This is a genomic window from Actinomadura sp. NBRC 104425 (assembly GCF_030269545.1).
Lineage (GTDB): Bacteria > Actinomycetota > Actinomycetes > Streptosporangiales > Streptosporangiaceae > Spirillospora > Spirillospora keratinilytica.
Window position 1 is genome coordinate 1 of record NZ_BSTN01000050.1, and the last position, 14,694, is coordinate 14,694.

Annotated in this window: 12 protein-coding genes, 1 tRNA gene, 1 other RNA gene and 3 pseudogenes; 4 read left to right on the top strand and 13 right to left on the bottom strand. The window is 71.8% G+C overall.

Annotation, left to right across the window (positions count from 1 at the left end; translation table 11 throughout):
* A partial coding sequence (locus tag QSK22_RS32585) for an integrase core domain-containing protein (RefSeq protein WP_285498358.1) occupies positions 1-122 on the top strand: 122 nt, incomplete at its 5' end.
* A gap of 50 nt (positions 123-172) precedes the next feature.
* Here the strand turns inward: QSK22_RS32585 and QSK22_RS32590 are convergent.
* From QSK22_RS32590 to ffs, 7 genes and pseudogenes are all read right to left on the bottom strand, one after another.
* A pseudogene (locus tag QSK22_RS32590) lies at positions 173-517 on the bottom strand (IS5 family transposase); the annotation flags it as partial.
* A gap of 799 nt (positions 518-1,316) precedes the next feature.
* Positions 1,317-2,591, bottom strand: a complete 1,275-nt coding sequence (locus QSK22_RS32595; protein WP_285498343.1) for an aspartate kinase — start codon at positions 2,589-2,591, stop codon at positions 1,317-1,319.
* Positions 2,592-2,976: 385 nt separating this feature from the next.
* Positions 2,977-3,525, bottom strand: coding sequence for a DUF5063 domain-containing protein (locus QSK22_RS32600; protein WP_285498344.1), 549 nt, complete (start codon positions 3,523-3,525; stop codon positions 2,977-2,979).
* Positions 3,518-4,117, bottom strand: coding sequence for a recombination mediator RecR (gene recR / locus QSK22_RS32605; protein ID WP_285498345.1), 600 nt, complete (start codon positions 4,115-4,117; stop codon positions 3,518-3,520). Before recR ends, QSK22_RS32600 begins: the two co-directional genes overlap by 8 nt.
* 108 nt (positions 4,118-4,225) lie before the next feature.
* Positions 4,226-4,615, bottom strand: coding sequence for a YbaB/EbfC family nucleoid-associated protein (locus QSK22_RS32610; RefSeq protein ID WP_285498359.1), 390 nt, complete (start codon positions 4,613-4,615; stop codon positions 4,226-4,228).
* Between the two features lie 277 nt (positions 4,616-4,892).
* The gene (locus tag QSK22_RS32615; RefSeq protein WP_285498346.1) at positions 4,893-7,016 is read right to left on the bottom strand and encodes a DNA polymerase III subunit gamma and tau; all 2,124 of its coding nucleotides are present in this window, start codon (positions 7,014-7,016) and stop codon (positions 4,893-4,895) included.
* A 37-nt stretch (positions 7,017-7,053) separates the two neighbouring features.
* Positions 7,054-7,149: signal recognition particle sRNA small type (gene ffs, locus QSK22_RS32620), an RNA gene on the bottom strand.
* 75 nt (positions 7,150-7,224) lie between these two features.
* Here ffs and QSK22_RS32625 point away from each other — a divergent pair.
* On the top strand, positions 7,225-7,572 hold the full coding sequence (locus tag QSK22_RS32625) for a DUF952 domain-containing protein (RefSeq protein ID WP_285498347.1): 348 nt from the start codon (positions 7,225-7,227) through the stop codon (positions 7,570-7,572).
* A gap of 10 nt (positions 7,573-7,582) precedes the next feature.
* Positions 7,583-7,667 (top strand) — tRNA-Ser (locus tag QSK22_RS32630).
* Positions 7,668-8,334: 667 nt separating this feature from the next.
* Here the strand turns inward: QSK22_RS32630 and QSK22_RS32635 are convergent.
* The 6 genes and pseudogenes from QSK22_RS32635 to QSK22_RS32660 all read right to left on the bottom strand — a co-directional run.
* Positions 8,335-9,606, bottom strand: coding sequence for a CynX/NimT family MFS transporter (locus QSK22_RS32635; RefSeq protein ID WP_285498348.1), 1,272 nt, complete (start codon positions 9,604-9,606; stop codon positions 8,335-8,337).
* 100 nt (positions 9,607-9,706) lie between these two features.
* Positions 9,707-10,405: a FadR/GntR family transcriptional regulator gene (locus QSK22_RS32640; protein WP_285498350.1), complete on the bottom strand. Its 699-nt coding sequence runs from the start codon at positions 10,403-10,405 to the stop codon at positions 9,707-9,709.
* Between the two features lie 125 nt (positions 10,406-10,530).
* Positions 10,531-12,003, bottom strand: coding sequence for a helix-turn-helix transcriptional regulator (locus tag QSK22_RS32645; RefSeq protein ID WP_285498352.1), 1,473 nt, complete (start codon positions 12,001-12,003; stop codon positions 10,531-10,533).
* A gap of 696 nt (positions 12,004-12,699) precedes the next feature.
* The gene (locus QSK22_RS32650; RefSeq protein WP_285498353.1) at positions 12,700-13,221 is read right to left on the bottom strand and encodes a PH domain-containing protein; all 522 of its coding nucleotides are present in this window, start codon (positions 13,219-13,221) and stop codon (positions 12,700-12,702) included.
* A gap of 7 nt (positions 13,222-13,228) precedes the next feature.
* A complete protein-coding gene (locus QSK22_RS32655; RefSeq protein ID WP_285498355.1) occupies positions 13,229-13,387 on the bottom strand; it encodes a hypothetical protein in 159 nt (52 codons plus the stop codon).
* A 354-nt stretch (positions 13,388-13,741) separates the two neighbouring features.
* Positions 13,742-13,963, bottom strand: a pseudogene (locus QSK22_RS32660) (hypothetical protein); the annotation flags it as partial.
* 246 nt (positions 13,964-14,209) lie between these two features.
* Here QSK22_RS32660 and QSK22_RS32665 point away from each other — a divergent pair.
* Positions 14,210-14,338: pseudogene (locus tag QSK22_RS32665) on the top strand (IS481 family transposase); the annotation flags it as partial.
* Positions 14,339-14,694 lie beyond the last annotated feature (356 nt).

Here is a 14,694-nt window from a genome sequence, read left to right on the forward strand (position 1 = left end):
CCCAACGACAAGCCGCATTCGGCGACTGGCTCGACTGGTACAACTACCACCGACCCCACACCGGCATCGCAGGCCAAACCCCAGCCAGCCGCGTCACCAACCTGTCCGAACAGCACACCTAGGCCGTGTCGTCGAACATCGACGTTGCCGCCGGTCACCACCAATCCCAGCGGGTCAGCCCGCCCCGCGACCGGCCGAGCGCCCGGCGCCCCCTTTTCGGGCTCCGGCGGCGTGCCGGTGGGCGCGCACGATGGTGGAGTCCACCGCCACCGGCCGGTCGATGTCCCCGGCGGCGTCGGCGCGGGCCTGGGCGGCCTGCAGCATCCGCGTGAACGTGCCGTCGGCCGCCCACCGGCGGAAGCGGGTGTGCAGCGACCGCCGGGACCCGTAGCGTTCGGGCACATCCCGCCAGGCCACCCCGGAACGGAACTTGAACACGATCCCGTTCAGCACCCGCCGGTCATCGGCCCGCGGACGTCCCATCCATCCGCTGCTTGGGCGGCAACGGCTCCAGCATGGCCCACTCGGCATCGGTCAGCTCATGACGACGAACCACGCATCACGTGATCGCCACGCACGGCCCCTTACGCAGCCACTTTGACGACACTGCCTAGGCCCGCGGGTCGCGACACCAATGCTCAGCGAGTGCGCCGCTGGCCGCCCCGCCGGACGACACTGGTCCGCCATGTGCCCACCGCCGCCCCGCTCCTGACAACCCCCGTGCTGCCACGCTGTTAGATCTCCTGGCCCACACACCGCCGACAGGCCACGCACGCCACGGCGGCATACCGGCGGCCTTCAGGGACGCGACGCCCTTGACACGGGAGTGTTCCCGACCCCATCACCGCCGACGGGTTGCGCGTGTGTCCCAGCGACCGCCAAGGGCGCGGGAGCGGCGCGCCGGTGCCTGCCGGGCGGCCGCTCTAGCCTGCGCCATGGTGCAGCCGCCCGATCTGGGCTGCACTCATTGCACGCATCGGCCGTTGGCGCCGCTGGTGCGGCTTGACCGACGTGGTGCCGGCGCTCCGCGAGGCCACGGGGTGCCCTGCCGTCCCGCGTGATCGGCTGAGCGCCTGGACGGCGACGTCGGTGCTTCGGGGACGCCGCGGGCGGCGGGGGGCGACGATGCGCGGTCCAGGCGCCGTGCACTGGGCAGGTTCGCCGCGGCGCCGGAAGCCGGCCGCCCGTGCGTTGTGATCGCACGTCGGACGGCCGGATTCCGGTGACTCCCGGTCGACGCCCCAAGAGGTCTGGTGCTCGGCGGCCGGGTCACGACCCGTGCGTCCCTGGTCGGCGGGACGCACGGGTGCGGACGGTCAGCGTCCGGTGCCCCCGTAGACGACGGCCTCCACCTGCTCGGCGTCGAGGTCGAAGGCGTGGTGCGCGGCGGCGACGGCGGTGTCGACGTCGTCCTGCGCCACCACCACCGAGATCCGGATCTCCGAAGTGGAGATCATCTCGATGTTGACTCCGGCGTCGGCGATGGCCGAGAAGAACTTGGCCGTCACGCCCGGGTGGGAGCGCATGCCCGCGCCGATCAGCGAGATCTTGCCGATCCGGTCGTCGTAGCGCAGCGACTCGAAGCCGATCTGCTCCTTGACCTTGTTCAGCGCGGCCAGGGCGGTCTGCCCGTCGCTGGCCGGCAGGGTGAACGAGATGTCGGTGCGACCGGTGGACGCCGCCGACACGTTCTGGACGATCATGTCGATGTTGATCTCGGCGTCGGACAGCACCCGGAAGATCGTGGCCGCCTCGCCCACCTTGTCCGGCACCCCGACCACCGTGATCTTGGCCTCGCTGCGGTCGTGCGCGACCCCGGAGATGATCGCCTGCTCCATGTCCTGTCCTTCGATGTCGTCGCTGTCGACCACCCAGGTGCCCTCCCGCTGGCTGAACGAGGAGCGCACATGGATCGGGATGTTGTAGCGGCGGGCGTACTCCACGCAGCGCAGGTGCAGGATCTTGGCGCCGCTGGCGGCCATCTCCATCATCTCCTCGTAGGAGATGCGCGGGATGCGCCGGGCGGCCGGGACGATCCGCGGGTCGGCGGTGAAGACGCCGTCCACGTCGGTGTAGATCTCGCACACGTCGGCGTTCAACGCCGCGGCCAGCGCCACGGCGGTGGTGTCGCTGCCCCCGCGGCCCAGCGTGGTGATGTCCTTGGAGTCCTGGGAGACGCCCTGGAAGCCGGCCACGATGGCGATGGAGCCCGAGTCCAGCGCGTCGCGGATGCGGCCGGGCGTGACGTCTATGATCCTGGCTTTGCCGTGGGAGCCGTCGGTGATCACACCGGCCTGGGAGCCGGTGAACGACCGCGCCTCATGGCCGAGGTTGGCGATGGCCATGGCCAGCAGCGCCATCGAGATCCGCTCTCCGGCCGTCAGCAGCATGTCCAGCTCGCGCCCGGGGGGCAGCGGGCTGACCTGCTCGGCCAGATCGATCAGCTCATCCGTTGTGTCACCCATGGCGGAGACGACGACGACCACGTCGTTGCCCGCCTTCTTCGTCGCGACGATGCGCTGGGCGACCCGCTTGACGCACTCGGCGTCCGCTACGGAGGAGCCACCGTACTTCTGCACGACAAGAGCCACGGGTGGTGCTCCTCGGATCGGGGTCTGACGTACCGGCGACGAGTCTACCGAGGCCGCACCACTGGATTACGAGGCGATAACTACCAGAATGTGGCCATAAATCTCAGTATCTGGGACGGAATGGTCGCCCGTGAGCGTCGTGATCGAGTGGAGAAGTTGCTCGGTCGCCGCCTTTCGACGAAGCAGCCGGACTCGAAGGGCGACCACGTCGCCGTCCAATGCCACCCGGGTTGCCCCGCCCACACCGCGTTGACCGCCGGATCCGGACCTCCGTCCAGCGACGAAGGACAGGAATCGTGACGAGGCCATGGCGGCACCGCCTGGACGGGACGATGCGCACCGGACCACAGCGCTGCCGGTGCCCCCGCACAGCTCTCCGCAGGGCCTAACGCACCGCGGGCGCCTCTTCGGCCACGTTGAGCCGGGCGTTGGCGACGACGGCGTGCAGGGCGCGCAGGGCCGCGCCAGCGTGGTTGCCCCAGTGGTTGAAGTAGGAGTACTGCCACCACCACAGCGCCTCCAGGGGGCGGCCCTGCTGGTAGTGGCGCAGGCCGTGGACGAGGTCGCTCGCCACGTCGACCAGGTCGTCGGAGAGCCGGTAGGACGTCGGCTCGGTGTCCTTGTACGGATCGAAGACCTCGACGTACTCGTCGATCGCCAGCAGCCGCTCGGCCAGGCCCTGCCGCACCGCGTCCAGGTCGGGGTCCTCGCCGACCTCCGGCTCCCAGTTGTCCGGAAGGATCACGTCCTGGCTCGCCCCCAGCTGCGCACCGGCCAGGATGACCTGCGAGACCTCCAGCAGCAGCATCGGCACCGTGTGCGGGCCCGCCTCACCGCGCGCGACCGCCTCCAGGCCGCCGAGGTAGTTCTCCACGTGCCGCGCCACCCGTTCGGCGAGGGCGTTCCAGTCCTGCGGGCTGTTGGTGTCAGACATCCAGGAGCCTCCGTCCTTCGAATGCGCGGCCGAGCGTCACCTCGTCGGCGTACTCCAGGTCGCCTCCCACCGGCAGGCCGCTGGCCAGGCGGGTGACGGTGATGCCCATGGGCTTGACCAGGCGCGCCAGGTAGGTCGCCGTGGCCTCGCCCTCCAGGTTCGGGTCGGTGGCCAGGATCAGCTCGGTGACGGTGCCGTCCGCCAGGCGCTGCATCAGCTCACGGATGCGCAGGTCGTCGGGGCCGACGCCCTCGATGGGGCTGATCGCCCCGCCCAGCACGTGGTAGCGGCCCCGGAACTCGCGGGTCTTCTCGATCGCCACGACGTCCTTGGACTCCTCGACCACGCAGATGACGTGCGGGTCGCGGCGGGCGTCCCGGCAGATCCGGCACTCCTCCTCTTCTGCCACATTCCCGCAGGTGCGGCAGAAGCGGACCTTCTCCTTGACCTCCTTGAGGGCCTTGCCCAGCCGGTCCACGTCGGCGGGGTCGGCGGCCAGCAGGTGGAAGGCGATCCGCTGCGCGCTCTTGGGGCCGACGCCGGGCAGCCGACCCAGTTCGTCGATGAGGTTCTGGACGACCCCTTCGTACAACGGTCCGTTCCTTCCACGCTCGTTCTGCTGGGACAGGTGGGTCGGCCCTCAGGCGAAGCCGGGACCGGGTCCGCCGGGACGGCGGGCGGGCCGGATCCGGTCGCGGGGTCAGGCTCCGGGCGCCCCACCCGCGCCCGGCAGACCCGGCATTCCGGGGATGCCCGACATACCACCCCCGCCGAATCCCTCGGCGAGCGGACCCATCTTCTGCTCCTGCAGCTGGGCCACGGCCTGGCCCGCGTCGCGGATCGCGGCCAGCACCAGGTCGGCGATGGTCTCGGCGGTGTCGTCCGGGTCGGAGGCGTCGATGACCTTGGGATCGATGGAGATCGCGGTCACCTCGCCCTGCCCGTTGACCGTCGCCGTCACCAGGCCGCCGCCCGCGCGGCCCTGCACCTCGGCCTCGGACAGTTCGCGCTGTGCGGCGAACAACTGCTCCTGCATCCGCTGGGCCTGCTGCAACAGCTCCTGGATGTTCAACTGACCACCGGGTTCCACGGTCACTCCGTTTCCTCTCGGCCCCTTCCAGGGGCCTTCCTGGCCCCTCACGGGGCCTCGTGCTCGGCGACCCGACGACCACCGCACGTCTGTCTTCCCGAGACTACGGGGTTCGAACGCGATGCGGTACGCGCCGGCGCCCGGACGCCGACTGCGGCGACGCCCTTTCCACGCCGACCGTATCGCCCCAAGTGCCCCTATCGTCCCGATCGACACGTCTTATCGAGACATGCCGAGAACACCGGCCCGCGGCCGGAGAAGTCGCCGACGCGACGGGTCAGGTGTTGTCGATCTCGCGGATGATCTGCCCGCCGAGTTCGCGCATGATGAGCGCCATCCCGTTCAGCTCGGCCTCGTTGCCGTCCGCGTCGGCGTCTCCCTCGGGGTCCACCTCGTCGCTCTCGTCGAAAGGCGGCTCCGGCGGAGGCGGCTCGTCCGCGGGCGGCGGCACGGGGGCGGGAGCGGGGGACGGCTTGGGCGCTGAAACGGTCCATGGCCCCTGGTCCGATGCGGCGGGCGCGGGCGAGGCCTGCGGTGCGGGAGCCGACGCCGGCTCGGCGGGGCCGCGGGACGGCGTGGGCGCCGCCGCGCCGCCGAACCCGACCGCCGGGCCCGGTGAACCGCCCTGCATGCCGCCGGGCCGTCCCGTCGCGGGGCCGCGGCCGCGGCCGCGGGACGGGGCGGTGCCGGCGAGCACCGTGTCGATGCGCCAGTCGACGCCGAGGCGCTGCCCCAGGACCTCGCGGAGCACCGCGTCGCGGCCGCCGTTGGTGAAGTTGGTCCGTGCGCCCTCGGCCTCGAAGGACAGGGTCAGCAGGTTGCCTTCGAGCGAGATCGGCTGGACGCCCGACATGATCGCCATCCAGGCGACCCTGCTCCGCTGTTTGACGGCCTCGACGATCTCCGGCCACATCCGCTGCACCACGGAGACGTCCGGCCCGCCGGCGCCCGCCGCCGGTGCCGCGGCGGGCGGGGTGGACGCTGCCGTGGGCGAGGCAGCGGGTGACGCGGGGACCGGGCGCGCGGCCGGTGCCGGACCGGGCCCCGGACGGTTATCCACAGAACGCCGTTCGCCTTCCGTCCCGCCGGGCGCGGAAGGGACGCTGGACACGGCGGCGCCGCCCTGGGGGCGGGTCTGGGCGGGGGGCGTCTGCGCACCGCCGCCCGGAGTCATGGGGGCGGCGCCGCTCGGCGAGACGGGAGGTGCAGTCGCAGGTGCAGCGGACGCAACGGGCACGCCGGCCGCCATCTGGCGTTCGAGACGGTCCAGGCGGGCGAACATGGACGACTCGTCCGCGTACGCGGCGGGCAGCAGGATGCGGGCGCACACCAGCTCCAGCAGCAGCCTGGGGGAGGTCGCCCCCCGCATCTCGGTCAGGCCGGTGTGCAGCAGGTCGGCCGCCCGGGTCAGCTCGCCCGGGCCGAGCGCCTCGGCCTGGCGCCGCATGCGCTCCAGCTCGTCCGGCGCGGCGGTCAGCAGCCCCGTGCCCCCGGCCTCCGGCACATTCGAAAGGATCACCAGGTCGCGGAGGCGTTCCAGCAGGTCGGTGGCGAACCGGCGGGGGTCCTGCCCGCTTTCGATCACTCGGTCCAGGGCGGCGAACACCGCGGCGCCGTCGCGGGCGGCGAACGCGTCCACCACCTCGTCCAGCAGCGCCGAGTCGGTGTAGCCGAGCAGCGAGACGGCGCGGGCGTAGGTGATGCCCTTCTCGTCCGACCCGGCCAGCAACTGGTCCAGGATCGACAGCGTGTCCCGGGCGGAGCCGGCGCCCGCCCGCACCGCCAGCGGGAGCGCGTTCGGCTCGTACGGCACGCCCTCCCGCTGCAGGATCTCCTCGACGAGCTCCTGCAGCACCCCCGGCGGGATCAGTCGGAACGGATAGTGGTGCGTCCGCGACCGGATGGTGCCGATGACCTTCTCGGGCTCGGTGGTGGCGAACACGAACTTCAGGTGCGGCGGGGGCTCCTCGACCAGCTTGAGCAGCGCGTTGAAGCCCTCCCGGGTGACCATGTGCGCCTCGTCGATGATGTACACCTTGAAGCGCGCCGACACCGGGGCGAAGAAGGCGCGTTCCCGCAGGTCGCGGGCGTCGTCCACGCCACCGTGCGAGGCGGCGTCGATTTCGATCACGTCGATGTGGCCGGTGCCGGTCGGGCCGAGCGCGACGCACGAGTCGCACGTCCCGCACGGATCCGGCGTCGGGCCCTGCTCGCAGTTCAGCGACCGGGCGAGGATGCGGGCGCTGGACGTCTTGCCGCAGCCGCGCGGGCCGCTGAAGAGGTAGGCGTGGTTGATCCGCCCGTTGCGCAACGCCTGCTGGAGGGGCTCGGCGACGTGCTCCTGCCCCTTGAGCTCGGCGAATGTCGCTGGCCGGTACTTGCGGTACAGCGCCAGACTCATCGGGGGTCCGCCCTCCTCAGAAGCAGAGCGTCAGAAGCGAAAGGACCCCCCGCACACCCGCCAGAGCCTGCTTATCCTTGCTGCCTTCCGGCCCTGGGGAGGTTCACAGGATGACGCCGTGCGAGGGGTCTGCCCCAGAGTCTATGGCATTCCCGAAGCGACGGCTGCACGCTCGCCGCCTCTCATCGCCCGCGTAGGCTCATCCGCCATGGCCCCTCAAGCCGCCCGGCCGCACCTGCTGCACATCGCCGAACGCCGCCACTGGGAGGCGGCCCGCGCCGCCGGAGCCGCCTACACCATGTCGACCCGAGGCCGCACCCTGGCGGAGGAAGGGTTCATCCACTGCTCCTCCGACATGGACCAGGTGCACGGCGTGTTGTCCCGCTTCTACGCCGACCTGGACCCGGCGGAGCTCCTCCTGCTGGTGATCGACGCCTCCCGGCTGGACGCCCCGGTACGCCACGAGCCCGTGGACGGCGCCGTTTTCCCCCACGTCTACGGCCCGATTCCGCTCTCAGCCGTTATTGATGTCCGATCAGTGCCCGAAACCCGGTAGGCTCTGCGGCGGAGGATTCGCCTAGTGGCCTAGGGCGCACGCTTGGAAAGCGTGTTGGGGGCAACCCCTCGCGAGTTCGAATCTCGCATCCTCCGCCGGCCTCACCAGGCACACACGTCGAGGGCGGCCCCACCCGGGGCCGCCCTCACCGCGTTCCAGCCTCCTTCCCTGCCAGACACACCGACCGGCGGAACCAGGCAGGGCCTGTCCGGTGGATCTCGGCATTCGTCTTTTCGGTGGGGGCAGCCAGGTTGTCCGCCGCGTACTGCGGGTCTTGCGGCTTCGCCGCCATCTGCGAGCGAGCCGGGCAGGTCCGCTGCGGAGCGGGGTGGCGCGCCCGTCTCCGATGCGGCCGCCCTGCCGACGCCGCAACGTGGCCGAACACTGCGTCAACTGGCCCGAGTGACGGCGCGGTGGCGCCACCCGCCACGCAAGGCTCGCTCATCACCACCGGGCCGGAAGGCCTTGGTCACCGCACTGCCGCAGATCCACCATGATCCACCGGGCAGAGCCCCCACTTCCATACCGCCCTGACATGCCGACGCGTCAACCGTGTGCCGGGGAACGTCGTCGGCCGGAGGCAAGCCGAGGTCAGCGGCACGAAATCGGCGCCGCCGCGCTGCCTCGGCATGCCGCCGCGTCAGCCCCGCGCCGAGAAGCGCTCTCGGCGAGTGCGGCTCGGGGGCGGCGCCTTCGCGCCGCACCGGCATGCCGCTTCGGTCGTGTGTCGGAAGTGCGCCGTCGGCCGGAGACGAGTCGGGGTCAGCGGCTCGGGACCGGCACGTCCGCCGGGGCGGAGACGGCGGGAGAGGTCGAGACGGTCAGGGGTTCCGGGTCTGCGGCGTCGTCGTGGACGAAGGAGGGGCGGGCCGCCAACAGGCCGAAGACGATCTCCGGGACGAGCAGCGCCAGCAGCAGCCCGAGGGGGACGTGCCAACCGCCGGTGGCCGTGTGCAGGACGCCGACGAACAGCGGGCCGACTCCGGCCAGCAGGTATCCGCCGGTCTGGGCCATGCCCGACATCCGGGCCGCCACCGACGGCGTCGCCGCCCGCAGGCTCAACAGGGTGAACGCCAGCGGGAACGCACTGCCCGTGCCGAGGCCGAGCACCGCCACCCACAGCCACCCGGCCTGCGGGACCGCGATCAGGCCGCCGAGCCCCACCACCATCGTGACGGCGACGGCCACGACGAGGGAGCGCTGGTCGCGCATGCGGGCGGCGGTCATGGGGACGACCATCCCGAGCGGAATACCGATGATCATCATGACCGAGACCATCATTCCGGCGGTGGCGGGCGCGTAGCCCTGGGCTCGCATGATCTCCGGGAGCCACGACATCAGGACATAGAACATCAGCGAGGCCAGGCCCATGAACAGCGTCACGCACCAGGCGAGGGGGACGCGCAGCAGCGATCCCCCGCCCGAGGTGCGGGCGCGGGGCGCAGGCCGTTCGGCGGTGCCCGCCGTCCTCCGCGTGAGGGGCATCCAGGCGAGGGCGGCCAGCAGGGACGGGACGGCCCACACGGCCAGCGCCAGGCGCCAGCCGCCCGTGTCGTTCAGCGGAACGGCCAGGGCGGCCGCCAGCGCGCCGCTGCCCGCCATGAGCATCATCGCCATGCCGGTGAGCGCGCCCAGGCGGCGCGGGAAGACGCGCTTGATGACCGCCGGCGTGAGGACGTTGCCCATCGCGATCCCCGCACCGGCCAGGACGGTGCCCCCGAACAGCGCAGCCTGCACCGGGACGATCCGCAGCAGAATGCCCGCCGTGATCAGGACCAGCGATGCGGTGATCGCGATCTCCGTGCCGAAACGGCGGGCCAGCGGCGGGGCGAGGGCGGCGAAGACGCCCAGGCACAGCACCGGCAGCGTCGTCAGGACGCTGACCTCGATGCCGGACAGGCCGACGCCCTTCTGCAGGTCGCCGAGCAGCGGGGTGACGCCGGTGATGGCGGCTCGCAGGTTGAGCGTCAGAAGGACGAGTCCGATGAAGGTCCAGATCGCGGTGAGACGGGAAATGCGCGTGGTGGAAGTCATGTCGCCTTGCTCTTGAGAGGGGGTCGCGGGGGTGGTCGGCGTGCATGGCGGGCCGCGCCGCTGGCACGTTCCAAAATGCGGCGGCGGCCGCCGCCCGTGGTCAGACGTCGGGGCGGGCGGACAGCGCCGCGATCTCCGTCGATTGGAGGATCTGGTCCAGGCAGGAATGCGCGGCCTGCGCCGCCGCCTGGGCGTCCCCGGCCTCGATGGCGGCCGCGATCGGGCCGTGCGGGACGTCGGCGTGCTCCATCAGCGACCCGGCGGCGCCGATGCTCGCCCGCAGGGCCTCGCTGAAGTCGCGGTAGAGATCGGTGAGGACGCGGTTGTGCGTGGCCTCGACCACCGCGGTGTGGAAGGCCAGGTCGGCCTCGACGAACGCGGTGTGGTCGCCGGAGGCCCACGCGGCGTCCCGCCGGGCGAGCGCGGCGGTGATCGCGGCGATGTCGGCGCTGGTGCGCCGGGCGGCGGCCAGCCGGGCGGCCTCGACCTCCAGGCCGCGCCGCACCTCCAGGATCTCGGCCAGCTCGGCGGCCTGCAGGCGGCGGCGCACGGCGCCCGACATCTCGCTGGTCGCGCGGACGTAGGTGCCGTCACCCTGGCGGCAGTCCAGCAGCCCGGCATGGGTCAGGGCGCGCACGGCCTCCCGGACGGTGTTGCGCCCCACTCCGAGGCTGGCGGCCAGCGCCGGCTCGGGCGGGATCTTGCTCCCGACCGGCCACGCGCCCGCGGCGATCTCGCTCCTGAGCTGCTCGATCACCTGGTCGACCAGGGACGAGCGGCGGGCGGTGCGCAGAGTCAAGGTCCCCCCAACGGCACGGCGGCAGTCAGCCGGACATCCAGTCATCCTATGTTTGCCGCAACGCGGTCATGCCGCGCGTGTATTCCCCGCCTTGCGGAGGACCCGTGCGCGCCGCCTGCCGGGTGTCAGACCTTCCTGAGGTCGCAGTCGGCGGTCTGGGGACGCGACCGGCGCAGCCCCGCGGCCTCCAGCGCCTGCCTGTACGCCGCCGCGGCGGACTCCCCCTCGCCGAGGGTCTCGAACAGCTCGCCCAGCTCCCGGAACAGGTGCGCGGTGGGACGTCCGGCGGGCAGCCCCTTCAGCTGGCCCGCGGCCGCGCGCAAGACGACCAGGGCGGCCGTGCGGTCCTGCTGCGCGATGCGGGCACGGGCCAGCACCAGCCGCGCCTGCGTCGTCTTGCGGACGCGGCGTGCCTCGTCGGGCCCGGGGCTGGGGATCACCGCAAGGTCGGCCGACGCCGGCGGCGACAGGGCCATGCCAGTGTCGAGGAACTCCTCCAGGTCGGTGATCGCCTCGCCGGGACGGCCGAGCGCGACCAGGGCGCGCGCCCGTTCGATCGTGCTCTCGCTGGCCTCGGCGGACGGCAGCCCCCCGGTGTCGCCGAGCAGTTCCAGCGCCTCCTCCGCCGCCTGCGCGCTGACCTCGGCGGACACACCGGCGGGCCCGGCCAGACCCCGCTCCGGTGCCGCGGTTCGATCGGGCGTCGCCGGGGCCGAGAACGGCCTGACGCCGCGCAGCAGGGCCTTGGCGGCGGCCAGGTTGAGCCGCGACCGCGCCAGCAGCGACGTGCCGACACGGGCCGCCAGCGCCTGGTCCGCCAGGTACAGGGCGTCGCCGACCGCGCCTTCCTCCAGCGCCTGGGACGAGGCCCGCTGGTAGTGCGGGCTGGGGTGGTCGTCGCCGTCGGCGTCCGCGTCGCCCAGCCGTCCGCCCACCAGCGTCCGCCCCAGCGCGTGCGCGCGTTCGGGGTCGGACCGGTCCACGTACGCCAGCAGCAGGATCCGGCCGACCTCGGTGTGCTCCTCGCCGACGGTCAGCCCGAGCTCCCGCAGCCGCGCCAGCGTCCGCTCGCCGAGCGCGATGGCCTGGCCGAGGTCCCCGACGGTGTGGTAGCAGCGCGCCAGCGCGATCACCGGGGGCAGCCAGCTCGCCCGGCACGGGTCGCGTTCGGCCTGTTCGCGCAGCTCCTCGAACAGCGCGATGGCCTCCTCGGTGCGGCCCAGCTCCTCCAACGCCCGGGCGCGGCCCCAGCGGGCCCGCGCGGTCAGTTCGGGGTCGTCGCTGCGCGCGAGCACGTCGTCGAACCCGGCCGCCGCCGTGCCCGCGTCGCCGGCCAGCAGCGCCAGCTGCGCGTGCCGCTCACGGACCTCCAGATGGGCGCGCTGCTCCGGCTCCACGCCCTCGGCGAGGTACTCCGGCGTGCAGCCGAGCCGCTCGGCCAGCATGCGCAGGACCGTCGGCGTGGGCGTCCGCTTTCCGGACTCGATCAACGAGATATAGCTGTCTGAAAGGTCGTGACCGGCGAGCTGCGCCTGCGAGAGGCGTCGGGTGAGCCGCAGGTTGCGGACACGTTCGCCGACGTTGCCTGGACCCGGCATGTGGACTCACTTAGCGGAAGTAATCAGGCGGCTGGGGTGCCGACATGATTGCACATTGCGGGTTTACGCACATCGAGAGTAACGAAGCGCCAGGGGTGCGATCATCCCCCTCGGTCCTGGCGGCCGATTATGGTCTGCGGTGTCGCCGGCCGCGGCCGCTCCCGCCCGCACGCCGTGGCCGGTGGACGCGACGGCGCCGCGCGCGGCGACCCCCGTGTCGTCGTGGCGGCGTCCACCCGAGCCGGACCGGCCCCGCCGCATGTCACGGGGTGCGCTCCGGCGGGCGAACGTCCCATGTGACGATCACAATAGCGGGTCCCTAGCACATTATCCGACATCACGCGCAAAGATCATCGTTTCGGCACGGCGGACCGGTCCGGGCCGCCGAACGCTCGGCCGTCCGCGCAGGCCACCGCCGACTCCGGCGGCCGCGGAGCGGCGCAGCGTACGCGGCCTGCGAGACGGCACCCGTTTCGGCGGCGGACCATGGACTCGTTGGACGAAACGTCCAAAACGGCCTTGAGCGCGGCCCCGTCCGCATCTCGGAGGGCCACCGTCCGGCCACGGAAAGCACGGAACGGGCATAGCCGCACCGACGCAACCGGCGAATTACATTCGGCCCACGCGGGATCGCCCGTCCGGTGCGCGACGCCCTGACGCCGCCCGACCGGATGCACCGGCCGCGCGACGGCGCCGTCAGTCGCCGTTCTTGTTGGGGAAGATCATCTCGCAGACTTCCAGGTACAGCTGCTCGGGATAGGGCAGGTAGTCGACCGTGCGCAGGGCCTGGTCCTGACCGGCCGACTCCAGGACGAACTCGCCGTATCCCAGCATCCGTCCGGTGATCGAGCGGCGGAAGCTCATGTCGGTGACCTTGGCCAGCGGCATCATCGCGACCTTGCGAGTGATCAGGCCGGTGGTCAGCAGCATCCGCTGGTTGGTGATCACGAAGTAGTCCACCGACCACTCGGCGACCCGCCAGACGAACCACGCCAGCAGCGCGAGCCAGGCCCACCAGATCCAGCTGATCACCCCGCCCGAGTCGCTGGCGACAGTGTTGCTCAGCACGCCGGCGACGATCAGGCCGCCGAGCACCAGGCCGACCGGGAACATGAGCACGGCGGGGTGGCGGCGTACGGTGATGACCTGCGTCTCGTGCGGCAGCAGGTACTTGTTCACCGACGCCGGAGCGGAGTCACCGGGCGTGACCAGCCTCATCGGGGCCTCAGGCGAGTTCGGTGACGAAGGTGGCCAGGGAGTCGGCGACGGATGCGATACCGATCGCCGCCTGGTTCACCGACTGCGCCGCTCCGCCGGGCTCCCGAATGACGTAGAAGGCCACAAAGGCCATGGCGGCCCACGTGACGTACTTCTTGGCGGGCACTACTGCCTCCCGGAGCGCGATGACCCACAGACCCCTGGCCAGTTTCGCACAGCCGCGACCCCGGGCAAAGCATGCTCAGGGTGCGTTCCCTGTAGCGCTGCGAGGCGTGTGCGGCAGATCGGCACCGCGGTCGTCGCGTCTTCGCTCCTCGCCGTCGTCGGGCGGCGGCATGGCCCGCCCGTCGGGCCTCCGCTCGACCCGGTGGCGGCCCCGCACATCCCCGGCCGCGGCCCCGTCCGCGTGGTGCCGTGTCTGCGCGTCGTGCCCCGTGCCGGTGTCTGTTTCGTGCCCGTCGGCTCGTCCGGCCTCGCGGCGTTCGACCTCGCGGCGCTCCGCTCTGCGGCGCTCGGCACGCTGCTTCTCCGCCGCCACCATCGCGAGCACCTGCAGGTGCTTGCGTGCGATCTTCTCCACCAGACCGGGCGCGGCTGCCCCCGTGACCTCCTGCGCCCCGTAGCGGGCCGCGGCCACGCACCGCGTCACCGTCTCCGGCGGATGCACCCCCACGAATTCCTTTTTCAGGCGGTCGCCGATCTCCTCGTAGACCGACGGCTCGCCGTCCCCTTGGTGAGCCATCACGTTTCCTTGAGACTCGCTCACACCACCCCGGTCCCGTTACCCATCCCCTGTGCGCCAGGGCGGTGGAGGGGAACGATCAGCACGTTCCGTAGCACCTTACTACCCACGGTGATTCTCGGCGGAACATCGAGAGTTCCGGCACACAGCCGAACAGGCCCGCAATGGCCCCACGCCCCACGTCCACCGCCTCCACCCCGAGCAACCCATTCCGCGCGAAGCCGGAAGCGCCATGGGCACGACACCTCAAAAACCGAACGACAGGCCGCCTTCGGTGACTGGCTCGACTGGTACAACCACCACCGCCCCTACACCGGTATCGCAGGGCAAACCCCAGCCAGCCGCGTCACCAACCCGTCCGAACGGCACACCTAGGGCCTGTCTCGAAGTGTGATGAGTGGCGGCATGTCGCACGCCGGACGCAGCGAGGCATCGCGGCCGCGATCTGCGAACCGGCCGATCAGGCGGGCGACCGGCGTCGGCGCGGCGTGCGCGGTGGCCGACCACCCGGGTTCGGCAGGCTCGCCGTCCGCTACCAGGCCACCGTCCACATCGCCACCATCAACGAACGGCTCCGGCCAACTTCGAAACACGCCCGACACACCTAGGCCGTGTTTAGAAAGTCCTGGTTGTCGGTTCGGTCGCGGCATGTCGGTGCCTGGATACAGGTGAGGTCTCCGGTAGATGGATCAACGACCAAGAAGACCATCTGCAGGAGACCTCGATGGCCA